Origin of the sequence: Peteryoungia rhizophila (assembly GCF_004912145.1) — a bacterium.
Taxonomy (GTDB): domain Bacteria; phylum Pseudomonadota; class Alphaproteobacteria; order Rhizobiales; family Rhizobiaceae; genus Allorhizobium; species Allorhizobium rhizophilum.
This window is the reverse complement of the sequence record NZ_STGT01000007.1, coordinates 1-24,558: the sequence shown is the minus strand read 5'-3', so window position 1 is coordinate 24,558 and position 24,558 is coordinate 1. Positions and strand designations below refer to the sequence as shown.

Annotated in this window: 15 protein-coding genes, 2 tRNA genes and 2 pseudogenes; 9 read left to right on the top strand and 10 right to left on the bottom strand. The window is 58.3% G+C overall.

Annotation, left to right across the window (positions count from 1 at the left end):
* Positions 1-230 precede the first annotated feature (230 nt).
* Complete coding sequence (locus E9677_RS22680; RefSeq protein ID WP_136560341.1) at positions 231-1,004, bottom strand: ABC transporter ATP-binding protein; 774 nt, start codon at positions 1,002-1,004, stop codon at positions 231-233.
* Between the two features lies 1 nt (position 1,005).
* The gene (locus tag E9677_RS22675; RefSeq protein ID WP_136560340.1) at positions 1,006-1,788 is read right to left on the bottom strand and encodes an ABC transporter permease; all 783 of its coding nucleotides are present in this window, start codon (positions 1,786-1,788) and stop codon (positions 1,006-1,008) included.
* Between the two features lie 93 nt (positions 1,789-1,881).
* Here E9677_RS22675 and E9677_RS22670 point away from each other — a divergent pair.
* Positions 1,882-2,436 (top strand): annotated as a pseudogene (locus E9677_RS22670) (DDE-type integrase/transposase/recombinase); the annotation flags it as partial.
* 166 nt (positions 2,437-2,602) lie between these two features.
* Here the strand turns inward: E9677_RS22670 and E9677_RS22665 are convergent.
* The 3 genes from E9677_RS22665 to traA form a co-directional block, all read right to left on the bottom strand.
* Positions 2,603-3,910 carry a UDP-glucose dehydrogenase family protein gene (locus tag E9677_RS22665; protein WP_136560339.1) on the bottom strand — a complete coding sequence of 436 codons (1,308 nt, stop codon included), beginning with the start codon at positions 3,908-3,910 and terminating at the stop codon, positions 2,603-2,605.
* 886 nt (positions 3,911-4,796) lie between these two features.
* Positions 4,797-4,886, bottom strand: a tRNA-Ser gene (locus E9677_RS22660).
* Between the two features lie 505 nt (positions 4,887-5,391).
* Entirely contained in the window at positions 5,392-8,811 is a 3,420-nt protein-coding gene (traA, locus tag E9677_RS22655; RefSeq protein WP_136560338.1) for a Ti-type conjugative transfer relaxase TraA, read from the bottom strand.
* Between the two features lie 197 nt (positions 8,812-9,008).
* Here traA and E9677_RS22650 point away from each other — a divergent pair, with 197 nt between their 5' ends.
* Together E9677_RS22650 and E9677_RS22645 are read left to right on the top strand one after the other, a co-directional pair.
* Entirely contained in the window at positions 9,009-9,308 is a 300-nt protein-coding gene (locus E9677_RS22650) for a mobilization protein (RefSeq protein WP_136560337.1), read from the top strand.
* Entirely contained in the window at positions 9,305-10,900 is a 1,596-nt protein-coding gene (locus E9677_RS22645; RefSeq protein ID WP_136560336.1) for a type IV secretory system conjugative DNA transfer family protein, read from the top strand. Before E9677_RS22650 ends, E9677_RS22645 begins: the two co-directional genes overlap by 4 nt.
* A 371-nt stretch (positions 10,901-11,271) precedes the next feature.
* Here E9677_RS22645 and E9677_RS22640 read toward each other — a convergent pair.
* Positions 11,272-11,637, bottom strand: a pseudogene (locus E9677_RS22640) (LysR substrate-binding domain-containing protein); the annotation flags it as partial.
* Here E9677_RS22640 and E9677_RS25315 point away from each other — a divergent pair.
* The 5 genes from E9677_RS25315 (at position 11,548) to E9677_RS25310 (ending at position 17,038) form a co-directional block, all read left to right on the top strand.
* Positions 11,548-11,793, top strand: a complete 246-nt coding sequence (locus E9677_RS25315; protein WP_168801310.1) for a hypothetical protein — start codon at positions 11,548-11,550, stop codon at positions 11,791-11,793. The pseudogene E9677_RS22640 and the gene E9677_RS25315 sit on opposite strands and share 90 nt — an antisense overlap.
* Before the next feature lie 85 nt (positions 11,794-11,878).
* The gene (locus E9677_RS25780) at positions 11,879-15,787 is read left to right on the top strand and encodes a M10 family metallopeptidase C-terminal domain-containing protein (protein ID WP_268960324.1); all 3,909 of its coding nucleotides are present in this window, start codon (positions 11,879-11,881) and stop codon (positions 15,785-15,787) included.
* 17 nt (positions 15,788-15,804) lie between these two features.
* Positions 15,805-16,245 carry an ATP-binding cassette domain-containing protein gene (locus tag E9677_RS22630; RefSeq protein ID WP_408014775.1) on the top strand — a complete coding sequence of 147 codons (441 nt, stop codon included), beginning with the start codon at positions 15,805-15,807 and terminating at the stop codon, positions 16,243-16,245.
* Positions 16,246-16,492: 247 nt separating this feature from the next.
* Positions 16,493-16,726: an SOS response-associated peptidase gene (locus E9677_RS22625; RefSeq protein WP_136560333.1), complete on the top strand. Its 234-nt coding sequence runs from the start codon at positions 16,493-16,495 to the stop codon at positions 16,724-16,726.
* Positions 16,727-16,897: 171 nt separating this feature from the next.
* Positions 16,898-17,038, top strand: coding sequence for a hypothetical protein (locus E9677_RS25310; RefSeq protein ID WP_168801311.1), 141 nt, complete (start codon positions 16,898-16,900; stop codon positions 17,036-17,038).
* A gap of 1,442 nt (positions 17,039-18,480) precedes the next feature.
* Here the strand turns inward: E9677_RS25310 and E9677_RS22620 are convergent.
* Both E9677_RS22620 and E9677_RS22615 read right to left on the bottom strand, forming a co-directional pair.
* Positions 18,481-18,566 (bottom strand) — tRNA-Ser (locus E9677_RS22620).
* A gap of 36 nt (positions 18,567-18,602) precedes the next feature.
* Positions 18,603-19,493 (bottom strand): LysR family transcriptional regulator, encoded by an 891-nt coding sequence (locus E9677_RS22615; protein WP_136560332.1) that lies wholly within the window; start codon positions 19,491-19,493, stop codon positions 18,603-18,605.
* Positions 19,494-19,587: 94 nt separating this feature from the next.
* On the opposite strand from E9677_RS22615, the gene E9677_RS22610 reads away from it, so the two are divergent.
* Positions 19,588-19,830 carry a helix-turn-helix domain-containing protein gene (locus E9677_RS22610; RefSeq protein ID WP_205910187.1) on the top strand — a complete coding sequence of 81 codons (243 nt, stop codon included), beginning with the start codon at positions 19,588-19,590 and terminating at the stop codon, positions 19,828-19,830.
* Positions 19,831-20,144: 314 nt separating this feature from the next.
* On the opposite strand, the gene E9677_RS22605 is transcribed toward E9677_RS22610, so the two are convergent.
* Together E9677_RS22605 and E9677_RS22600 are read right to left on the bottom strand one after the other, a co-directional pair.
* Positions 20,145-21,497 carry a TolC family outer membrane protein gene (locus E9677_RS22605; protein WP_136560330.1) on the bottom strand — a complete coding sequence of 451 codons (1,353 nt, stop codon included), beginning with the start codon at positions 21,495-21,497 and terminating at the stop codon, positions 20,145-20,147.
* 375 nt (positions 21,498-21,872) lie between these two features.
* Positions 21,873-24,558 (bottom strand): VCBS domain-containing protein (locus E9677_RS22600; RefSeq protein WP_205910186.1); only part of this gene is annotated, 2,686 nt, incomplete at its 5' end.

Here is a 24,558-nt window from a genome sequence, read left to right as displayed (position 1 = left end):
GATTTAAATGTTAGTGGATTGGTGGCCTTGCTCCATTTGAGTGCGGGACACCCCCTCCATATTGTCTCGTGGAGAACCGACGCCGAAAAGCCGTCTCCTCTACCACTCTGGAGGAGACAGAAAACTGGGGACGAGATACCATAGCTCATGGACGGCCACAGCCATCGATCGGAAATTACACCAAGTGGCCCACGCCGCATCGGGCGCCTTTAACCCGTGCTACGCAGTCATCAGTCTGGAGACCCCTCTGTGCTATGCCCCCGCACGTCAAGCCACGCCTGATACTCTGCATATACTTCCCGAATGGGGCCATCGGCCCGAATGCGACCATTATCAAGCCAAATCAACCGATCCACCCATTCCTCAAGCACTCGTCGAGAATGGCTCGCCAGCAAGAGTATCTTTGCCCGCTCGATCAATTGCGCCTGCAGCCCTCCGACGGTGGCGTGCAAAGAGGGGTCAACCGCATTGATCCACTCATCCATTATGAGAATTTCGCCCCGCACGAGCCGTAGTAAGCTCATCACCAAGCGAGATCGCATTCCAGCCGAATAGCTATGAAGAGGCAGTTCGAAGTACCCGCCGAGCCCCGAAATCTCCTTCACGTCGTCAACAAGACGTTTCAAAGAGCCTTGCGGCACGCCCATGTAGAGGCACTTCAGTTCCGCATTCTGCCGGCCAGATAGCTTGTTCTGGAGACCTGCTCCAAGCTTGAACTGCGGGCTAACCTTGCCTTCAATTATGACGCGGCCGGATTGATGCCCAAGCGCGCCTGCGCAGAGCTTCAGCAGCGTCGACTTCCCCGAACCGTTGATCCCGACCAGACCCACACGGTCACCATCTCGAATAGCAACGCTTACGTCTTTCAGCGCTGCCACCTCAAGAAACCTGTTACCAATTAAGATCTCTGCACCAACAGCACCACGCTCTGTCAACTTGTTCAGATCTCCACGCTTCCGCAGAAAGTAGTTGACGCTCACATTTTTAATTTCGATCTTCGCCATCTTATTTGAAGTTCCGTACGAAATCTTGGGAAGCGACGAAAGCAAGATAGCCCAGTACTGCTACCAACATGGAGGTTACAGCCATAACGAGCCAGACAAAAGGTTCGAATGGCTGCAAGCCGAACACCTGGCGTCCAGCAGTAAGGTAGTATGCCACAGGATTATAGGTAACAAGCAGGGCACGCGCCCCATGCGAGGCCTCCGCGCTCCAGAAAACTGGCGAAGCGAAGAACATAAAGCGAGCACCGACCTGCACCCCAGTCTTCATGTCTGGATAAAGAATGGTGCCGATGTTTATCAGATAGGACCCGCCTAGCGATGCCAAAACAATAAGCCCCAGAAACGCCGGGAAGAGCAAAATCGTCATGGAGAAATCCGATGGCCGTAGCACGAGAATCATGACGACTAGCACACCGACATTCATGAAGTACTCGAAGAGGCGGTCCACCAGGGCCTTCGCAAACAGACCAAGTACACTAAGATTATTATGAACCGCGAACTCGAGCTGCGACTGGATAACGTTGGTCGAGCCTGTCAGACTGTCCGATACAAAACCCCAGAAAACATAGCCGCAGAACACATACAAGAAAAAATCGGCCCCAGAAACAGTGTCGGAATGGCGAAAAACGAGTGCGAGAACCGCAGAGAAAATGATCGCTGCAAGTGGCGTCCAGAGCAACCCAAGTCGCGTGCCACTATGCTGATTCCGCGCCTCGATTGAGCTGATGTGGAAAAAGCGTAAGGTTAAGGAGAGAATTGGTCTTATTCGGCGCCAGAGGCTCATTGTTACCGCCATGGTCGATCAGGATGCGGTGTCGAATATCGGACCGCACGCCACAGAGCAAGGGCATTAGGCTGGTTAAACCAGGGGGCGGACCGTCGCCACGATAGCCGCGTTGCCGTTGAGCAATCCAATCTGCGCTGGGGGGCAGTTCACTGGTGTTCAGACGGCTTCGAGATCGGCTGCGACAACAAGGAGAAGGTCGGCGTTGCGTTCGCGCTCGACTGCTGTGATCGCGAAGCCATTGCCCATGTCGCGACAACAGAGGGTATCAAAAGTGACGACGTCCAGGACCTGGTCATTACGGCTATGGAGAACCGCTTCGGTCTCATCAACACCCTTCCAAAGCCAATTGAATGGCTGACTGACAACGGCTCCTGCTTCATCGCAAAGGACACCAGGTCACTGCTTATCGATATCGGCTTGGAGCCGTGCTCCACGCCCATTCGCAGCCCCCAATCCAAAGGGATGGCAGAGGCTTTCGTCAAAACAATCAAGCGCGATTACGTCTCAGTGAACCCTCGACCAGACGCCGCAACCGTCATCGCGCAACTGCCCTCATGGTTCGAACACTATAATACCCTTCACCCGCACAAGGCATTGGGGTATCGCTCGCCTCGTGAGTTCTTAAACCGTCAAACAGAAACCTGATCCTGTCCGGTTTTTAAGGGGCAACTCCAACCTTAAGGGCTAGCTTCCCTAGTCCACCCACTCCAGCTCATCTGCGCACATTCAACTTCGTCGCTGCTCCGCGGCAGCGCCTAAGTACGTTTAGGCGGACACATGCGCAACGCCTACAAAGCTTAGGGTTGAACCGTCACGACCGCTTGCCGATTGGGACATGGCTGAAGCCGTATTTCTCCATCTCCTCCGGCTTGTAGATGTTGCGCAGATCGACGATGACGGGCGCCTTCATCTCCTGCTTCAGGCGGCGGAAATCGAGCGCGCGGAACTCGTCCCATTCGGTGACGACGACGATCGCCTCGGCGTCGGTCGCGATCTCGTAAGGGTTCTTGCCATAGGTCACGGGCCCGAGCACGGCCTTGGCCGCCTCCATGCCCTCGGGGTCGAAGACATGCACGTCTGCACCGCCGTCGAGCAGCGCCTGGACGATGGTGATCGCGGGTGCATCGCGCATGTCGTCGGTGTTCGGCTTGAAGGTGAGGCCGAGCACGGCGATCTTCTTGCCACGCACAGTGCCGTCACAGGCGGCGATCACCTTGCGGCCCATGGCCCGCTTTCGGGTATCGTTGATGGCGACCGTCGTCTCGATCAGCCGCATCGGGCTGCCATAGTCCTGAGCCGTCTTGACCAGCGCCAACGTATCCTTCGGGAAGCAGGAGCCGCCATAGCCGGGACCGGCATGCAGGAACTTGTCGCCGATGCGCTTGTCCATGCCGATGCCCTTGGCGACCTTCTGCACATCCGCGCCGATATGCTCGCAGAGATCGGCGATCTCGTTGATGAAGGTGATCTTCATCGCGAGGAAGGCGTTCGCCGCGTATTTGATCAGCTCGGAAGTGCGGCGTTCGCAGAAATAAAGCGGTGCCTCGTTGAGATAGAGCGGGCGGTAGACCTCACGCATCAGTTCGGTGGCACGCTCTTCACTCGTGCCGATGACGATGCGGTCCGGGCGCTTGAAGTCGGTAATGGCCGCCCCTTCGCGCAGGAATTCCGGGTTCGAGACGACGGCGATGTCCTTGTCCGGGAATTCCTCACGGAAGATGCGCTCGATCTCGTCGCCGGTGCCGACAGGCACCGTGGACTTCGTCACGACGACCGTGAAGCCGGTCACGGCTGCGGCGATCTCGCGGGCGGCGGCGTAGACGTAAGTGAGGTCGGCATGACCGTCGCCTCGGCGAGACGGCGTGCCGACCGCGATGAAGACGACATCGGCGTTTGCAACGGGACCGGCGAGATCGAGCGAGAAACTCAGGCGGCCGGAGGCGCGGTTATGGGCGATGATCGCCTCCAGCCCAGGCTCGAAGATCGGCACTTCACCGCGCTCCAGGGCCTCGACCTTTTCCGTCGACTTGTCGACACAGATCACCTCGTGACCGAAGTCCGCCAGACAGGCTCCCGACACCAGGCCGACATAACCCGAACCGATCATCACTATGCGCATTCAACATCCATCCTGATCAAAGCATCGCCCTTCACCGCAAAAACTATTATTTACTGGCAGAGGGCGTGCTAGCGCCGAAAACATCTACACTCCTAAAGCTCGCGTAACTGAGAAGCTACCTGCCTTGTACAGCATACGGCAGGTGTACTATTTGTCTCAGAAGCACGTGTCAAAAGGACATCGGGGGGCGCACACAATTTATTGTCCGTCGACTCAACCAACTGTTGCCTGCTGGCAATCGAGAATGGCAAATGGCCATCCGCGGTCATTTCTCAACAGGCTTGCATCCACCGAGCTTGTTGAGATTGCTGGAACGATCGACTCAAATGCCCGCCTATGAACTCGGCATTGGAAGGGCTTTGACGGAACTGAAGAGAAACAGCACTCTTCTGGCCGCGATTCCGGTTCTGGCATCTGCAAAGGTGGTATGGGTGGCAAAGTCTCACCCAGCCTTTCAGCCATCTTTAATTTGAATAGATTGGGCTCGGTGGTCTGGATGTAGAGCCAAGGCAGAATCTGGCTTCCTTTTCCGCCGCTAAGCGCGCCAGATCACGTTTGCCATCGTCAGAATGTAGGCGAGCATGATCAGCCATCTGCCTGGCGACGAGGCATGCCTCATCGTTGGATCGGGAGCCAAGGCTCACCTGAACGCAGCCGCGCGCATTATTTGAAACAGATAGATGGTGCCTGTGCAGCGCGAGATAAGGTCCGGGCTGGGACGGGTCTTCAATTGTGGTCGCGGGCCGGATCATCGAATCCACGATGCATGCGGCTTCTGCGACGACAGCTGTGTCTCTACCCGCAACGTAGCGAGCCGGAGCCAGGCTGTCGAAAACACAGAAAACAGAAAGGCTTGAAGCGAATCTTTAATGCTTTTGTGGAGCCGTGGCGGAGAGGGTGGGATTCGAACCCACGATACGGTTGCCCGTATGCCGCATTTCGAGTGCGGTGCTTTCGACCACTCAGCCACCTCTCCGGTCACACTGGTCGGCGCTTGTTGGCGCGGGCTGTCTCATAGCGGCAACTCCCCACCCACGCAAGAGCGAATGTGACGCTTTTTCCACTCTCCTTTGAAAACACCGGCACCCTCACCCGAACGCAGCTACGAAACCTAACGCAAGTGGCTTAGCCGCAACCAGATACATGCCTTCCAGCCTGCACGCCGATGCTCATCTAGTTGTTTCTGCCTTGCTCTTGGCATGCGGGACCTTTTCACAAAGCGATCAGTTTTTTTGATAGATTTGGCAAAGAACCTATACAGGCATCAGGGGGGCTGGACGCGTCAGCTTGCAAGAGCTGCTTGACTGCCGCTGTCAGCGGCTACCGTTGCCCTAGTGCAAAACCGCAGCGCGATAGGCGACGAGATCATCGGCAGGCCACGGTCGGATTAACCGCAAGTACTACATTGGACTGGAGTTTCTCGGCATCCTTGCCGTGGTCCTTTTGAGCCTGGGACCTTGGCCGATACGATTGCCACCGGCTCACATCCGCAGCCCCAAGCCCAACCCCTTCCTCTCACTCCGCACCAGATCCTGCTGTCTGAACATTTCCGCGTTCTTCGCCCGATACGCGACCCGGACCACCTCTGCCACCCGAGCCAGATCCACCTTCTCCGCCAGCCCCCTCGTCAATTCCGCCAGGTTCTTGTTGCGCAGATCGTCGGTCCCGAACCGCTCTTTCATCGCGTCAGTGATGGCCTCTGCCTCCGCAAGCGCCCGCTTCCCCTCCGACGTCTCGACAATCTTCTTCAGGAACGCGGGCTTATCCGACGTGTCGAGCCCATCGAGCTGCTTTAAGATAGCCTCACTCCGACGGCTCAACCCCGGAACCTCGATGACATCCTCCTTCTCCCGCCTCCACTTCTCGGTATTGACCGCCTGTTCATAACGCCGGATCCAGTCCGTTCCGGTGTAGCCCACATGAGCTCCAAGTGCTTTTGCCAGATGACGAGCCTCCTTCCGCTCCCTGTTGTCCCCAAACAGCCCGGCCTTGCCGCGCAAGGCGCCAAACTCTTCCGGCCGCTCGGCCACTGCTTCTGCCAGGGCACTGACGTCGCCATCCCGCTGCTGAATGGTTTTTGCGACCAACTCGACAAACCGGTTACGATCGACAAAGACCCCGGCACCCAGCCAGCGTACCGTCTCCAACCCCCGCTCCAGATGCTGCGCTGCTTCCTCCCGCGCCACCTGATCGACCGTCCGGGCGTAGGTCGTGATGGCAGGCACCAGCGGCGGCACCCTGTTCTCCTGACCAACACCCGTCTGACGGCTTTCGGGCCAGGATGGTGTTTTGAAGGGCTGCCGGTCGGCCGGCGAGCGAACGCGCTCACCCATAGCGCCGTAGTGAGCCGCCGGCCGATCGTCAGCCCGGTGTGCCCCATCCCGGTGTAGCGTTGCACCCATGACGATCTCGCTCCTGACAGCAATGCCCTCCCCCAGCCCTCGCCGTGCGGCAAAGGCATGCGTGTAGTCGAGCACCGTCTCCTTGGCGCCCGAGCGACCGAGGCTGTTCGTAAGCGTCTTCAAATCCTTCAGCTCATCACGCGCGGCATAGAGCCGGACAGCATGGCGGTGCCGGGTCATCGCCACATAGGTCAGATGCCGGTCCATCGTTGCAGATGCCATGACAAAGGCCCGGTCGACCGTTGCCCCTTGCGACTTATGGATGGTCGTAGCAAAGCCATGGTCAAAACTCTGGTAACTTCTGACCGGTATGGAGATCAGACGGGCGGCATTCTGCCCTGCGCCGTCGAGCCTCACCTGTATTGCGTCTGGCTCGACGGCACCGACCGTCCCCAACATGCCGTTCTTCACACCGAGATCGCGATTGTTCTCCAGCAGCACGATGCGGTCACCTGGCGCAAAACCACGCCGGCCGTCATTCGTCTGGTAGATGATCTCCCGGTTGGCTCTGTGCGCCTCCTGCGCCTGACCTTCACGACCACCCTGCCCCGCCTCTCCCGTCTCGCCTCTCGCCAGCACTCCCCGCGCCTGCAATTCGAAACGGATCGCATCATTGATCGCCCGGACATCGACACGGCGATGGGCAAGGGCAATCCGTGATCCCTCGGGTCGTTCATCCCTGTCGGCGAGATAGTCCCGAACTAGAGCGTCCCGTGCGCCCTCCCTGTTGTCAGTGAAGTGCACCTGTCCCCGGTCGGCATAGGCAGATAGCCCCTCGCCCGTCCGATGCGTGGCAAAGGCGATAGAAGCATGCCGCTGCCATTCTTGCTCCTGACGGCGGATCTCCGACAGCTCGACAGCGCCGATCCGCTCTGCAATCGCCCTGAAGGGAGATCCCGCCCCAATCGCCTGCAGCTGTTCATGATCGCCGACCAGCACCAGTTTTGCCCCGCGCCGCTCGACCTCTTCGACGAACCGGCCAAGCTGCCTGCTGCCGACCATGCCGGCCTCATCGATGACGAGAATGTCGCCGGTCCCGAGCTTCGCCCTGCCCGCCTGCCAGCTGTGCTCCCAGGAGGCGAGCGTGCGCGAGAGAATGCCGGAGGATTCCTCCAACCCCTCCGCCGCCTTGCCGGCGAGCGCTGCCCCGTGCACCCGGAAGCCCTGCGCCTCCCACGCCGTACGTGCAGCCGCCAGCATCGTCGACTTGCCCGCCCCCGCAAAGCCGATCACGGCGGCTATCTGCTCAGGCCCCGTGACATGCCGGACGGCCAGGCGCTGTTCTTCGCTCAGGCCTGGTGTTCGCGTCGATCGGGGCTCACCTGTGGGTGAAGTTGGTGTGCGCTGTTCAACTGTTTGAGAGGCCGGTCCATCTGTCATTGCCCTGAGGGCCTCGTCCTGTAGCCTCAAGGCGCGGTCGACATGATGTCGATCGACGCCATGGCCACTCCCATTACGGGATGCGTGCGAGCCGACTTGCGTAAATGAGTGGCGGCTCATGCGATCTGCACGCACGGCCATGGCGTGCTCGATCTCCAGCATTTCGCGCGTCGTGTAGCGGGCAAGCTCACCGCCGGTTTCCTTGCGCAATTCCACCAGAGCCGAGGAGCCCATCACGGCGCCAAAGGCATTGCGGAATGCTTGGCTGTCATCGATGTAACGATGCAGCGCCCGCGCCACATCGTATCGATCGAAGACACTCTTTTCTCCGGTGATGAGGGTCAGCACCTGTTCCGGTTTCTGCCGGATCAGTTCCGCATTGCGCCGTGCCGCCTCCTCGTCGATCCGGGTGCGTGAGACGGATCCACCGCGACGCTCGATCGCGGATGCATGCACACCCATATGCTTGGTCGGCTCGATCTCGAGCCCACGTTCAAGGTGCGAGCGATGATCGATCCTGACCTCGTGCCCTGCCCGCATCAGCGCCCGGTTGGCATGCGTCTCCCAGGCCTGGCGAATCTCGCGCAACTGCATATGTGACGTCGGGAGGTCGTGGTTCAACAACCACTTGTTCTCTCGCTCGATGAGTGTCTTCTCGCCCAGGCCATCCGGCCCCACAGTCCGCGTCGTCATCATCACATGCGCATGGATATTGCGGATGTCGCTGTCGCCGCCGGGTGCATGAATGGCGAAGTCGACAGCTGCCCCGTGGCGATCGGCGAGATCACGGGCAAAGGCACGCACCAGCGCCAGCCGTTGCTCCGCATTCAGCTCATGCGGAAGCGCGATTTCGAATTCGCGGGCAAGCCGCGCATCCCGGCGTTTCTCGGCAAACTCGACCGCGTTCCACAGCGCCGATCGGTCCAGTGCCCACTTAGCATCCGAACCTTCCGGCAGCACGATCTCGCAACGCACGACACCAGCCTTTCGCGTGAAGTCATACCAGACATTTTCGCGTTCGTTGATCATCCGGCTTGCCGTCCGGTAGGCGATCGCGGCTACGGCGCTTCGGCCGCCACCGCGGCTCACCGGCTTCATGCTGCAATGGTAAATCGCCATTCGCACGTCTCCAGTTCGTCGAGAGCCCTCAAGCGCTGAGTTGCGCAGCAACTCGTGAGTGCGCCCTTCCTGCTTTCTTCGCTTCGCTCCCCAGCATCGGGATGCGGCTTCGCCGCCCTCGACCGATGACAGATTTGCATCTTGTGCGACCTGACAGCTCCGCGTCGAATTAAGTTTTATGTCGAAAGGAGGCTGCGATGACCAAACGAAGCATTCAGGAAAGACTGCGACAGCTGGAAGCCCGCAAGCAGGTACTGGTGGCACGGTTGGGGAAAGAGGAGCGTGCCCGGGATACGAGACGCAAGATCCTGATCGGAGCACTCGTGCTCGATCGGATCGAGCGGCAACCAGAGGGGTATCTAAGCGGCCCTCTGGACGAATGGCTGCGTGCCGAACTGCCGGGGTTTCTGACGCGGGAGAAGGATCTCGATCTGTTCGACGATATCCTCGGGCCAGCCAAGCCGGATGAGGCCACAGACGGGGAGCAGCAGTCATGACCCTGTTCGATCGACTTCGTCTGCTTGGTCACGGTATCAAGCTTGCCCTGGTCGGGTTGTTTCTTGGCTACATCCTGATCTCGGTCATCCTCGGGGTCGATGTGGTGATCCAGCACAATTCGGCCGAAGAGCGGGGATGGCTCAGTCGCGTGCTGCCCGATGTGCTGAAGTATGTGCCGCTGATCCTGGCCTTCATCGGCCTTGCCTTTCCATTCCTGGTCAGAGCCCGGTCATCCTCGATCCATGGCTCGGCCGGATGGGCGACTCCGAAGGAGCTGGCCCGTCTCACCAAGAGCGATGACGGCCTGCTGATCGGACGCGATCCGCATTCGCGCAGGCTGCTGCGCCATGACGGACCGGGTCATCTCCTCACCATGGCACCGACCAGAACCGGCAAGGGTGTCGGCACGATCATTCCCAATCTGCTGACCGCCAATCGCTCCGTCATCTGCATGGATCCCAAGGGAGAGAATGCCAGGATCACCGCGCGTGCAAGGATGATGTTTGGTCCGGTGTATGTGCTCGACCCGTTCGGCATCACCGGCTTCAACACCGCCGCCTTCAATCCTCTCGATCATCTCGACCCTGAAGGTCTCGACCTTGCCGAAGATGCCGGCACGCTAGCCGATGCTCTGGTCTTCGATGAACCAGGCATGGCAGGAGAAGCACACTGGAGCGAGGAAGCGAAGGCGCTGATATCAGGACTGATCCTGATGATCGTCGCAACGGCGCCACCCGACGAGCGTCATCTCGGAACGCTGCGGCGTCATCTCACCGCCGACCCGCAGAGCTTTGCTAATCTGCAAAACAGGATGCAGCAGATGCACGAGGCCAACGGCCTGATTGCCAGGGCAGCCAATCGCCATCTTGGCAAGGCAGACCGCGAAGCGGCAGGCGTCCTGTCGGCTGCACAGCGCCATACGCATTTCCTCGACAGTCCACGGATGCTGGAAGTACTGAGGCGATCGGACTTCCACTTCACCGATTTGAAGCATCAACCCGCGACCGTCTTTCTCGTCCTGCCGCCGGATCGCCTCTCGACCTATTCGCGATGGCTGAGACTGCTGATCACGCAAAGCCTGACAGACATGGCACGCGATCAGACGACCCCGACAAAACCGGTACTCTATCTGCTCGACGAATTTGCCGCCCTTGGCCATCTCGCCCCGATCGAACGGGCCATGGGACTGATGGCGGGCTACGGCGTGCAGCTCTGGCCGATCCTGCAGGACATGCACCAGCTGCGCGCAACATACGGCGGGCGGGCCGGCACCTTCCTTTCCAATGCCAGCGTATGCCAGGTATTCGGCGTCAACGACATCGAGACCGCCAGCCTGATTGCCAAAACCATCGGCCGCATGGACGCCCATCACGTCACGAGCTCATGGAGCAGTCCGAACCTGCCGTGGAAATCGCCGGGCCACACATCGAGCGAACATGTCGTGGCCCGCGATCTGATCACCCCTGACGAGATCATGCGACTGCCCAGCGAGGCGATGATCCTGCTCAACACGGGTCAGAGGCCGGCACTGGCGCGAAAGATCCGCTACCATGCAGACCCGGAGTTCCAGAAGCTGTTCGATCAGTCTTGAGCGGCGATCTCCGCACTTTTCGAAACAGGCGCCCAAGACCCGCCCGGATCAAAGCCGCGCCTGCGCGAGATCCGGGTCAGACAATGAAGAATATCGGAGCTTTCAGCATCGCGGCGACCGAAGGACGCGAAAGCGGGAATTCTCGTCACGTCAGGGCCGGAAAAAGGGAAGCCGCAGGAGCCTGAGCGGAGCGACCCAACGGGTCAGGCGGGACCGACTTTCCCCGGACATGGCGTTCCGCATGGAGGCGCAGCGGTGCCCCCCACTAACTCGTCGGAGTCATTGAGAATCTCGGCGAACTGTACGGCTGACAACGGCACCCTGAAGCTGCTCCTGGCCGCCTTAAAGCGAAGCGTTAGATTCGACCACCCTCACCTGCCCGGCCGCCCCAGTGTCCTGGCAATGTCTATGTGTCATCGCGTGCCGCCGTCGGATCATCCTTGCTCCAGGCAACACCGAGCCCGATCTTCAGATCGATGCCCGTCACCTTCTTCAAAACGACGTCCCGGCCCGGCAGCTCGCCCGTCCATTCAGGAGCAAATCCAACGCCAAGGCCGGAGGAGACAAGCGAGATCAGCGAGAAGGTGTCGTCACAGGTATAGGCGACATTGTCATTCAGCCCGTGCTCCGCGAAGGTCTCGGAGAACATGTGCAATCGAGAAGAAGCGCAAGGAGCCGATGTTCTCGACGGGACGGATGAATTCATCCTGTCGGATGCGCAATTTTCCCTTCTCAACATAGAGATTTATTTTCCATCCCTGGTGTCACCTGGGTTGCGTTTTTCTGCTCCCGAAGAGATTGTTGACTGTCGCCTGCGCTTTACTGCAGCGCGAAAAGCCTTTGATCAGTTTATTTTGGAACACTTGCTTAATGGCCCTCGCTTCCTGGACTGATGAACAGATTCTCGATCAACTGAATTCGGGATATCGCTGGACGAATTCGACTATCACCTACGCTTTTCCGACGACAAAATGGTCGATGTACAGCGACGGGGAAGCTGGCTTTTCTGGACTGAACGCGACGCAGCAGGCCAGGGCAGTCCTCGCGATCAACCTTTGGGACGACCTCATTGCGCCGAGCTTCGTGCGTGTCGATGCAGGGACCAGCGAATATGACTCAGACATCGAGTTTGCCAACTTCAAGTCCACGCTCGATTACGCCTACGCATACTATCCCGGCATTGGCAGCGTCTGGTTCAATAGCACCTACAACGCCAACTATGGCACTGATGATCTGGTAACGCCGAAAATCGGCAATCACGGTTTCGCTACATTCGTCCACGAGATCGGCCATGCGATCGGCCTGGAACATATGGGCGATTACAACGGCACGGCGGACCAGCCGTCGTCGTATCAAGACTCGACCGTCTACTCGATCATGTCCTACTTTGGACCGTCCTGGGGGACCGGTAAGGCGAATGGTCAGGGGCTGGTGGCCTGGGCCGACTGGGTCGGCGCCGATGGCAAGCTCTACAGTCCTCAAACACCCATGATGAACGACATCATGGCGATCCAAAGCATTTACGGCGCCGATACGACGACGCGCACCGATGATACGGTCTACGGCTTCGGCTCCAACGTCATTGGAGCCGCTGCGTCGATCTACAATTTCAGCAAGAACCTCAATCCGATCCTGTGTATCTGGGATGCCGATGGCAATGACACGCTGAACCTGTCCGGCTGGAGTGCCGCCAGCACCGTCAATCTCGCTCCGGGAACGTTCTCCTCCGGCAACAGCATGACGCTGAACATTTCGATCGCCCGTGGTGCCTGGATCGAAAATGCTATCACCGGCGCCGGAAATGACCGGATTACCGGCAACGAGCTGGCTAACCGGCTCGAAGCAGGCTCCGGGAACGACGTCATCAATGGCCTGGCTGGCAATGACGCACTTTTCGGCGGCAATGGCGACGATACGCTCGACGGCGGCGAAGGCGCAGACGAAATGGTGGGCGGTGCCGGCAATGACTCCTACGTGGTCGACGATGTCGGCGACGTGGTTGTCGAGACTTCTGCCGTAGGCATCGACACGATCCGCACGACCCTATCCAGTTACACGCTCGGCAACTGGATCGAGGTTCTCATCCAGACCGGCACAGTATCCTGGACCGGGACAGGCAACGCACTCGCCAACACGATCCAGGGCGGCGGCGGCGAGAACACTCTCTACGGCGAGGCAGGCGACGACCGTCTGATCGGCGGTGCGCAGAACGACATGCTCGACGGTGGCACGGGCAATGACCGGATGAGCGGCGGCGCGGGCGACGACACCTATTATGTCGACTCGGCAAAGGACGTGATCACGGAAGCCGCGAACGGCGGCATCGACACGGTGCGGGTGACGGCATCGAGCTACACGCTGTCGGCCTATGTCGACAACCTCGTCTATGTCGGCAGCGCTGCCTTCAAGGGGATCGGCAGTGCCGATGCCAATATGATGACGGGCGGTTCGGGCGCCGATGTTCTGGACGGAGCGGCCGGCAATGACCGTCTTTACGGCGGCTTCGGCAATGACAGCCTGGTGGGCGGGATCGGCAACGACCTGCTCGACGGCGAGGATGGCGCCGACAAGATGGCGGGCGGCCTCGGCAACGACAGCTACTATGTCGACAACATCGGCGACGTGGTGACGGAACTGGTCTCGGCGGGCACCGACACGGTGTTCACGACGCTTGCGGCCTATACGCTGGGTGCGCATGTCGAGAACCTGACCTTCGACGGCACAAGTGACTTCACCGGCACGGGCAACACGCTCGCCAACCGCCTGACGGGCGGCGAAGGCGACGACGTGCTGAGCGGCCTCGACGGCAATGACTGGCTCTCCGGCGGCGACGGCAATGACATCCTCGTCGGCGGAACGGGTGCGGACACGATCGAGGGTGGTGACGGCGACGATTTTGTCTATTTCGGCGACCTCTGGTCCAACATCAGCTGGATCTACGAGGTTGCAACGGCGACCTTCCGCTTCATGGGCACGCTGATCGGTTCTGACGTGGTGACGGGTGTCGAGACGTTCCGGGACGCAGCGGGCATCGATCGTACGGCGGCCTTCCTGATAACGCCCGGCGACTTCGTGCCGGAGGTTTCGATCGTGGCGGATGCACCAAGTGTTTTCGAAGGCGATGCGGGCGAGCAGACTGTGACCTTCACGGTTGCGCTGACCATGGCGTCTGACGAAGACGAGACGGTGGCCTGGTCGGTGGCGGGTTCCGGCACGCAGCCGGCAAACTTTGCCGACATTCTCGGTGTAACGAGTGGTGTCCTGACCTTTGCGGCGGGCGAGACGGAGAAGACCATCAGCATCACGCTTCGCGGCGACACGAAGTACGAGGCGGACGAGACCTTCTCGGTCGTGCTCGGCGCGCTTTCGGAAGGCCTCTGGCGTGGCCCGTCGACAGCGACGATGACGATCCTCAACGACGAGACGGCACCGACCTACAACATCATCACCGGCTCGACCAAGGCGCAGACCCTGACGGGGACTGACGGTACCGACCGGATCAGCGGTGGCGGCGGCAATGACACGCTGCGCGGTGGCCTCGGCCATGACGTGCTGATCGCGTCCTCGGGCAACGACACGCTCGACGGTGGTGAGGGTGAGGACGACATGACCGGCGGTGCCGGCAACGACACTTATGTCGTCGACAATATCGGCGATGTGGTCATCGAGACCTCGACGGGTGGTGTCGATACGATCCGCGCGACGCTGGAACGCTACACGCTGGGCACCTGGATCGAGGGCCTCATCTATACGGGGACCGCATCCTGGACGGGCATCGGCAACACGCTGGCCAACAGCATAGTCGGCGGGATCGGCAATGACACGATCTATGGCGGTGCGGGCAATGATACGCTGAATGGCGGCGGCGGCGAGAACACTCTCCACGGCGAGGCAGGCGACGACCGTCTGATCGGCGGTGCGCAGAACGACATGCTCGACGGTGGCACGGGCAATGACCGGATGAGCGGCGGCGCAGGCGACGATACCTATTTTGTCGACTCGGCGAAGGACGTGATCACGGAAGCTGCGAACGGCGGCATCGATACGGTGCGGGTGACGGCATCGAGCTACACGCTATCGGCCTATGTCGACAACCTCGTCCATGTCGGGACCGGTGCCTTCAAGGGGATCGGCAGTGCCGATGCCAATATGATGACGGGCGGTTCGGGCGCTGATGTTCTGGACGGAGCAGCGGGCAATGACCGTCTTTACGGCGGCTTCGGCAATGACAGCCTGGTGGGCGGGATCGGCAACGACCTGCTCGACGGCGAGGATGGCGCCGACAAGATGGTGGGCGGCGTCGGCAACGACAGCTACTATGTCGACAACATCGGCGACGTGGTGACGGAACTGGTCTCGGCGGGCACCGACACGGTGTTCACCACGCTTGCGGCTTATACGCTCGGTGCGCATGTCGAGAACCTGACCTTCAACGGCACCAATGACTTCACCGGCACGGGCAACACGCTCGCCAACCGCCTGACGGGCGGCGAAGGCGACGACGTGCTGAGCGGCCTCGACGGCAATGACTGGCTCTCCGGCGGCGACGGCAATGACACCCTCGTCGGCGGGACGGGCGCAGACACCTTCTATTTTGACGTCTTTGGTGACGGCAATGCCGACACGATCGCAGACTTCAACGCGGCGGCAGACACGATCTTGCTCGACGCCGATGTCTTCGGTGACGGCGATTATCTTGGGCAACTGCTCGAGTCTGCGTTCGGGCGGGGAACCGAAGCGACCACGGAGGATCAGCGGATCCTCTATGATCAGAACTCGGGCAACATCTTCTACGATGAGGACGGGAGCGGTGCGATCGATCCGGTCGTCTTCGCCCGGTTGACCGGTGGAACCGCGCTTGACCACAGCGATCTCTCCCTGATCTGAAATCGGCATATCGCTAAATTTCCATACGGTGGACGGCGTTTATCGCATCCGTCCGCCGCAAGATGCAGATGATCTTCCAGAACCCGTCCGCCTCGCTCAATCCGAAAAGGCGCGTGCGCGAGATGCCGGCGGAAGTGCTATCCGTCCACCGCATCCGTGAGAGTGCAGCAATCGGTGAACGGCTGGACGCGCTGACCGAACTGGTTGGCCTGCGCCGCGAGTATCTCGACCGCTACCAGCACGAATTCTCCGGCGGCCAGCGCCAGCGCATCGGCGACTGGCTAATGGTTCTTCATCACCCCTGCCTGCTCACCGAAATCGGTTACGCGCGGGTGTTCCGTCATGAAGGGTGGCGTTGCCACCTGGACCGCTCCAGCCCAGGCTGGTGCTGCAACCGAATTCAGTCACAATTGCACCACCGGGAACGGCTGCTCCGGCGGGCCAGTGTATTCCGTTGATGCGCATCTTGTTGGCTTACATCATCTAGGCGTCAGTCCGATGCGCCTGGAACCGGGAAATTATGCCGTCGACATGAATTCTATCCTCGAAAAGATCAGACACGACGACAATGCGCTGCTTGAGGAGATCACCGCCGGCATCCAGTCTTAAAGGGGATAGAAAGATTCGGCACAGAATATTGCCATTCAATGGACGACTTGGCATGGCGAGCGCCGCTCGATCAAGAACCCGAGGCCGGGTGAACAAGTGTTCTTCGCCCTCCGCACGTGCGAAGCGAACGAGGTGGTGAAGCCGATGCACCAGAAAGCGATGCCGACCATTCTGACGAAAGAGGAAGAAGTTGATACCTGGCTGCGCGCATCGTGGACTGCGTCGACTGGGGCTAAAGGTCTTCAGCGCCCGCTGACAGCAGTGCTAAAATTGAGAATTGCCAATGGCAATCCACACTGCCAAACATTCCTTGCGGGCGCGATCAGCTGATTTTGTCTCACAACGCAGTCGACACCCCCGCCGGCACCGGCACCCGTACGTCATCCGGCGGTTCCAACACGAGGCTAATCGACAGTGGCCGTGAGAGCATCATGCATAACGCGCGTGCAATCAGGAAGATCACTCGGCTCAGCGGGATCCATTGCGCTCGCGGTTAAGAAAGTGGCTAGCGCCGCCGAGCTGGGAGAGGTGGCTGCTGTCGCGGAAATCGTATCGATCGCAGAAACTCGAATACTGTCCACCGACGAGTTCAAGCAACTCATCTCTCTCGTGACCGGCATCGAGCGAAACGCGGCTGCTTGAACTCCCCGCCTGTTCGCCGCATGTCACGGCCTAGTCGGCAAACGTAAGCGAACCTCGAAGGTCCGGCGCCTGATCTACGACAAAGGACGGCAAGACAATGTTGGGAAATCGTGCTGATCGGCCTCGTGCTCCCGAGGCACTCATCTCGGCAGCTAGTCAGATATGTGGTAAGCGGCAAGCTGAGGCCGTTCAGGCTTCGTAGCTCCAGGGCATGAGTGCTCGAGATCGCTGCTTTTTTTGCAGGTGAGTGAAGCCTGTTCGTGTCCCTTGGCAGGATAAGGCACCCTCGTTGGACGTTATGTCTGCGCTCGTGAGCTGGGTAGGCTACGCCCTGGCGCGCCATTTTCGCGAACAGCTATGCGACCGGACAGATTCCAAGCAATCTACGACGGGTGGTCTTTAACCAAGTTTTAGTTGTAGGCGGCCAACGCCCCGTCAAAAACACGACCGATGCTTGCAGAATGTCTTTTATGAGTAGTAAAAACGCGTGTTAGGCACGATGCATTGCAAAAATTTTCGGTTTCATCTTGCATAATAGATTCCTTACGCCATTAAAATATAATTGGGATTCTTATATATATGCTTAGGACTTGCGCTTACTTCGTTTTCCTTTCTGCAGTTTTTCACTGGCTTCTAGTTTACGCTATACTCGACCTTGGAGGCGGGTCCGTTTGGTTTCTCCCGTGGTTTATCGGCAAATGGGTGGCCGGATACTTTTATCTGTTCGTGATGCTAGGGCCTATATCCTGGATAATTGGGGTATTATTAGTTGCATTGTTAATGTTCTCCGCTTCTATCGCCTTTCGAAAGCTGTTGCCGCAATTATTCACGCAGCGGTAGAGCAAGGACCCATCCTGAAAATGGATTTTGGGTAATCGAATGCGAATATGTTCGCCAATATCGAATTGTCTTAGCTATGAAAAAATAATATTTCGGAGGCGCTCTTGAGAACATTCCTGCATATATTCTACTTTATAGCTTTTTCTGGATTCCTTCACTGGATACTTATATTTGTTTTGCTTGATATTGCAGATGGAAATTTTTGGTTTCTTCCTCGATTTTTTGCCGCGCTTTTGGGTGCGTACGTATATGTTTACATGTTGGGTGGCCCGGTGTTCTGGGTCGCCGGTGTCCTACTGATTGGATTGCTGATGTTCGCAATTTGGGCCACAGTTCGCAGGCTGGCACCACTGCTCGCCCGTAATGGGTGCTGACTGGTGAACCTAGTCCACTACGAAGCCGACCGGTCAAAGTGACGGAACTCCGCTGCGGAATGGCCGATTGTGGGCAAGCTTTGCATTGGCGAAGTCCGGTCGGGTTTTGGTATCGCAAGACACTCGGTTGCTTCGCTCCCCCCTGCGCGGCCTTCAACCTTGCCCAGCTTCGCTAGCGCTCGCTGGATGTTCTCATCATTTGCCTTAGCATCCCATCATGAGCACCTGCGGGAATTAGTGGGATTCGACCCAGGATACGCTTGCGAGTATGCCGCATTTCGAGTGCGGTTCTTTCGACCACTCAGCCACCTCCCCGGTCACAGTGAGCTCTGTAGCAAACACCGCCACCCTCACCTGCCCGGCCGCCCCAGTGTCCTGGCGATGTCAATGATGTCATCGCGAGCCGCCGTCGGATCATCCTTGCTCCAGGCGACACCCAGCCCGATCTTCAGATCGATGCCTGTCACCTTCTTCAACACGACATCCCGGCCCGGCAGCTCTCCCGTCCATTCCGGCGCAAAGCCGACACCAAGGCCTGAGGATACCAGCGAGATCAGCAAGAAGGTGTCGTCACAGGTATAGGCAACATTGTCATTCAGCCCGTGCTCCGCGAAGGTCTCGGAGAAATAGCGCTCCGTGTAGGAGAGGTTCTGCCGCTTGAAGGCGATGATCTTCTGCCCCCGCAGATCCTCGATCGTCACTTCGTTCTTCGATGCAAGCGGATTTCCCATCGGCACAGCCAGCAGATAGCGCTCATGAGCAATCGAGAAGAAGCGCAGTGACCCAATATTCTCGACCGGACGGATGAAGCCAAGGTTGAGCTTCCCACACTCCAGCTGCCGAATGATATCGGCCGTCGACCCATTCGAAACATGCAGCCGAATATCGGGAAACTTCCGGCCGATGCGCGCCAGGAATGCCGGCAGCACACCCGTCGTTGCCGGATAGATCGTGCCGATCCTGATCTCCCGCATAGTCCGCCCCCCTGCTGCGCGCGCCATCTCGGCTGACAGATCCAGCTCACCCAGCATCCGGACACAGCGATCGTAGAACACCTCCCCTGCCTGCGTCAGCTCGACCTTGCGTGTCGATCGCACTAGCAGTTGCACCCCAAGCCCCTTCTCCAGCGCCTGGACCTGTGTGCTCAATGCCGGCTGTGCAATGTTCACCCGCATGGCGGCACGCCCGAAGTGGAGTTCCTCGGCGACGGCAACGAAGTAGGAGAGTTGGCGGAGTTCCATCGACTATTCACGAACGGTCAGAGCAATTATCTGAATTTAAGATAACTGATTTTCAGATATAGAGGAAGAGCTCATCCCTGTCGCGGTGAGCAACATGCAAAAGACTCTCAATACACGCCGCCATCACGAACTTGTCCGACTACTAATAAAGCATCGCGAATCCGCTGGTTTGACGCAGGCGGATCTGGCCGAAAGACTCGGGGAGTATCAGTCGTTCGTTGCCCGGCTTGAGAGTGGCCAGCGCCGGGTAGACGTCGTTGAGTTTTTGTATTTTTCGCAGGTTTTAGGATTCGATCCGGTCGCTGCCCTGCGTCATTTGAATTCCATCTCTGACTAGGTCATCTTTTGGCCTAACGGCAACGCCCGTTCGTTCGCCTGAATGCGGATAAGAAGTGAGAACGCCCCAGTCAATACTGGCTAGTAGAGACGAGTTTAGTGTCCGGCCTTGCCGCCAGCGCCATCCCTCTTGCGGTTGTTATCTTACCTTCGTTCTTTCCAGCGAGAACTGATTCGAAGGCTCAGTAGCAAATGCAACGCATTCACAGCCAGCATAGACGCCACAGCCTTGAAGGATGCACGAAAGCTCAGGCGGGCACGAGGGCCCGCCGGTTCGATCAACGAATTTAACATGTCATCCTATCGGATGAGCGTTTACTGAAGCGGCTCCAGGAGGTCCATCGGAATTCCTGCCTTTTGCCGCGGATCCCGCTCGACGTAAGTCCCATTCGGGGTCGTCTTCACGGAGAACTCATTGCGTGCATAAGCGTCGGCTTCGCCGACAGCCTTGACGTTCATCGTCTTCAGCAGCGAACCGGATGCTGCCAGAATCTTGTATTCGGCGAAAAGAGCGGCGACACGGGCCGTCTCGGCGACGATGCTGGTGTTGAAGCGCGTATTCTGCGCATCGAGCACGTCGAGCAGGGAACGCTGACCGATCTTGAACTGCTCGCCGTAGGAAGACACGAGCTGAGCGTTCTGCGAAGACTGCGAATTCAGGATCTGCGAGAGTTCGCCGCGGCTCTTGCGTTCGTTCCAGGCCGAGCGGATCGATTCCTCGATCTCGCGATGAACTTGGTCAGAGGCGTAGCGCTGCTCGCTGGCGCGGCGGATCTGTTCCTGCTCACGCGCCTGGTCGATGCCGCCGCGATAGAGGTTCCAGCGCGCCACGAGGCGAACCTGAACGTCGTTGGTGTTGCCCTGGCTCGTGCCCACATCGTTGCCGACGCTGGCGCGACCTTCGAGATCGACGGTCGGAGCGTAGTTGGAGCGCGCGGCACGGATGGCTGCATCAGCCGCATCGATATCGGCGCGGGCCGAGTAGATGCGCGGATTGTTAGACTTGGCGGTCGCGATCGCATCATCCAGCGAGCGCGGCAGGAACTTGCCGACGGAGGCCGGCACCTTCGCATTGGTGATCGGCTCACCGACGGTCTTGAGGAAGCGGATCTTGGTCAGCTCCAGCTCTTCCTGCGCTTCGCGCAGACGAGCCTTGGCAGCTGCGTGACGCTCACGCCCCTGGACAGCGTCGACTTCCGTCAACGCACCGCCGGAAATACCCTCGTTGATGTCCCCTAGAATGCCGTTGTGGAACGAGACGTTCTGCTGGGCGACGCCGACGATCTTCGCCTGCAGGATGTATTCGAGATAATCCTGGACGACCTGCAGCGCGATCGTTTCGGAACGCTCCAGAACGCGGAAGGAGGCGCCATCGACGCGCGATGCCTGCTGATCCACCTGGGCACGACGACCGCCACCATCGAGCAGGCGCTGCGTGATCGTCAGGCCGACTTCGGAATTGTTAAAAGTCTCGTAGTCCTGCGTCAGCGTTCCGGTGCTGTCGTTGGACAGCCGGCGCTTTCCCACGCTGGCCTCGAGATCGACGGAGGGCAGGTACAGGCCCCGCGCCTGGCGCAGCTCGAACTCGACTGCCTCGCGGTTCTGGACCGCCTGCGAAATCTGCGGATTGGTCGTGAGTGCCTTCTGGATGGCTTCTTGCAACGACATGGCGCTCGCAGGCGTCACAGACGCAATGGCGAAGGCTGCCGAGGTGTACAAGGCCGCGAATAAAGTCTTTTTGGTCAACAACTGAGTGCCCCTACCCAAATCTTTCTTGGGGCGCTTATATACAGATCTAGGCGCCGGTGGCAATTATAAATGACGAACCCGATCAAGCACTTAAATAAATATACCCTATAAAAATTTAGGCTTCACCTACACTGAGTTAACACCTGATGTAGATACACGGATGCACTTTGGATAAAGCGAATACAATTGCAAATGCCAAGTACCCCCTCTCCTGGTCGCACGAATTCTCGACAATGAGACAATAAAAAGGGCGCCCGTCCGGCGCCCTTTCTTATCTTGATGACGCCCCCTGTTTCAGTCGTGTGAGACAGTCACGGAGTGCTTGTCGTCGAACAGGACCTTAACGGCCGTGTCGTGGTTATGCAGCACAACCACATCCTTCCAGGTGTCCGCCCCGGTCTGGACGCTGACAGTGGTGTTGCCGTCGTCAGCCGTGGTGCGCAGATGCGAAGCGGCCGTTTCAGCCGTCGCCTGCTCACCGAGCAAGCTGTTAAGCAGCGCCGTGACATCGAGCACGTCGCCATCACCGTTGAAGTCGCTGATAACATCAGCCACATCGAGCTCGTTAAGCGCCGTTCCGTCGAAGACAAAGGTGTCATTGCCGGCACCGCCGGTCATCACCATCTGACCCATGCCGCCATGCAGGATGTCGTCGCCATCCGTTCCCATGACAGTCAGCGGATCCGCATCCGAGCCGAAGATCGTATCGAAGCCGACTTCGACGAAGTTGCCGGTCGAACCGTCGGCGAAGGTGAATTCACCTTCGGCGAAGATTGTCTGGCCATCTTCCTGGCCACCCGTCTGGTCTGTGGTCAGCGAGATGCTGGTGACGCCGTTGTCGAAAAGGCTCGAAACCTCACCTTCATCGCTGATGCCGTTGTTGTTGGCATCAACCCAGATCTTCAGGTCACCGAAGGCGGTATCGTCGCTGTCGATCTTGCCGTCACCATTCGAGTCGAGCGACGCGAGAGCCGCCACACCGCTTGCAAATTGCCCGCCGTTGAAGTCCGGCGTGAAGATTTCCGAGCCATTGTCGATCAAGCCGTTCCCGTCAACGTCATACGCGAGGATCCCATCGTCGCTGGTCCAGGCAATCTGATCACCTAGGCCGTCCGCATTGATATCGAATCTGACCCCGTCTTCGATTGACGAGAAGGCGAATCCGTTTCTGTCGAGGTCGAGGATAATCGGATCGCGACCGCCGTTAGCGAAACCTACATCAATAGTAATTTTCTCTCCGGCTGAGAAACTGCTTCCCTGCCAGTTTACATATATACTGTTGGCATTATGCGATACGCTTACCTTACTTGAATTGTCAGACACGCTATTGATAGTTTTTACGTTATCGAAAGCGTCACTAATGATAAAACCATTAAATGAAGCTGGGGACCAACCAACTCCATAATTGAATGAAACTACTATCTTACTGTCCTGCACGTCGACGCTGAAGTAATTCTGGTATCCGTTGTTAATCTCAACACCAGAACCCACCTGCACGGCGCGACTCGTCCCAAAGTCTGAATTAGACTCGCTGTAGTAGTACTGATACAATACATTTTTACCATTGAACCCAGTGCCGGCATTATCCGAGGCACCGTTAATGGTGATTACAACAACCTGTGCAGTGCCATCAATCGTGGTGACAGTGAAGGCATCGGTAAGCGTCTGATCCTTGCTAAGGTCATTCACCGTTGCATTGGTATTGTCGAGTTCGTAACTCCACTTGCCATCAGATGCTATGGTGAACCTGCCATAACCGCTTTCCGACCAAGTCTTCGTTGGAACAGCATTCCACTTGTCAGCTTCATTGTCGACGTCGAGTGAATTGAGATCACCAGTAATGGTTGCAGCGGCGTTGTTCGAACTTGTCGCTTCGGTTACTGATCCCGTCGTGCTTCCGGTGATTTCTGCTGCATCATTTGTTCCGGTCACTTCGATCTTCAACGATCCCGTGCCCAGCTGGTTTTGGTTGTCAGCCAGAGAGTAGGAGAAGTTTTCAACGCCAATGTCCCCCCCCTTCAGCCCCTGCGTTTCCGGCCGATCGTTGTCCAATGTGTAGACGTAGGAGCCATCGGCCTTGATAACCAGATCCCCATAGGTGCCGGTGATCTTCTCACCATCGGCATCTATGACCGTATTGCCAACTTTCGTTACGGACAGTCTGTCGACAATACGGAATTCCGTGTCAAAATTTCCGTCCTTATCGTTGCTTAAGACGTTGCCCAACGCTTGATTTTTACCTGGAATGGCGTTGGCAACGCCACCGGCTTCGGTGACCGAATCATCATCAGGAACGCCGTTCGGCGCGAGGTTTACTACCTTGTCGATGGACATGGTGTAGCCGGGGTTGCTGTCAGATCCGGTGAATTCAACGAACTCTACACCCTGGACGGTAGCGAAAGGCTCACCGTTCTTCGAGATTGTAAACACATCCTCAAACTGGGTGAAAACATAATCCGTCCAGAGCCCGGCGAGCTTGACCCTGTCTGCTGCACCACCGCCGTCAACGATTTCCACCTTACTGCCGGCGAAGGTCGTCAGGTCGATGATATCGTTGCCGGCGCCGCCGTTAATGACGATGGTGTTCGGCGAAATCGCTGAGCCCGCTACGCTGTTCAGAGTAACAGTATCCCCGCCTGTACCAAGATTAAAGATGACGCGCTCGACTTCGTCTGCCCGAACCGAGCCAGAAAGAGCGCCATCGTAGGTCACCATGATGTCAGCCGTTGCCGGAGCAATTGGAGTTCCCGCGGTCGCCAACCCTAACGTGAACGCCCGGGCGACCCCATCACCATTGATCGTCAGCACATCATAATCGGGATTCGATGAACCTGTTTCGGAGCCGCCGTCGACAATGTCATTGCCGTCTCCGACATTATGAATGATACGGTCGTTACCAGCGCCCCCAAGCAAAACGTCATCACCAGCGCCGCCGGAGAGAACGTCGTCCTTATTGCCGCCGATCAGAACATTGTCCGCA

Excerpts from the sequence above, each read along its gene's own strand:
- E9677_RS25780 (WP_268960324.1), top strand. The coding sequence starts at position 11,879 with ATGTACAGCGACGGGGAAGCTGGCTTTTCTGGACTGAACGCGACGCAG.
- E9677_RS25315 (WP_168801310.1), top strand. The coding sequence starts at position 11,548 with ATGTGCAATCGAGAAGAAGCGCAAGGAGCCGATGTTCTCGACGGGACG.
- E9677_RS22675 (WP_136560340.1), bottom strand. The coding sequence starts at position 1,788 with ATGAGCCTCTGGCGCCGAATAAGACCAATTCTCTCCTTAACCTTACGC.
- E9677_RS22615 (WP_136560332.1), bottom strand. The coding sequence starts at position 19,493 with ATGGAACTCCGCCAACTCTCCTACTTCGTTGCCGTCGCCGAGGAACTC.
- traA (WP_136560338.1), bottom strand. The coding sequence starts at position 8,811 with ATGGCGATTTACCATTGCAGCATGAAGCCGGTGAGCCGCGGTGGCGGC.
- E9677_RS22610 (WP_205910187.1), top strand. The coding sequence starts at position 19,588 with ATGCAAAAGACTCTCAATACACGCCGCCATCACGAACTTGTCCGACTA.
- E9677_RS22645 (WP_136560336.1), top strand. The coding sequence starts at position 9,305 with ATGACCCTGTTCGATCGACTTCGTCTGCTTGGTCACGGTATCAAGCTT.
- E9677_RS22680 (WP_136560341.1), bottom strand. The coding sequence starts at position 1,004 with ATGGCGAAGATCGAAATTAAAAATGTGAGCGTCAACTACTTTCTGCGG.
- E9677_RS22665 (WP_136560339.1), bottom strand. The coding sequence starts at position 3,910 with ATGCGCATAGTGATGATCGGTTCGGGTTATGTCGGCCTGGTGTCGGGA.
- E9677_RS22650 (WP_136560337.1), top strand. The coding sequence starts at position 9,009 with ATGACCAAACGAAGCATTCAGGAAAGACTGCGACAGCTGGAAGCCCGC.
- E9677_RS22605 (WP_136560330.1), bottom strand. The coding sequence starts at position 21,497 with ATGTCGTTGCAAGAAGCCATCCAGAAGGCACTCACGACCAATCCGCAG.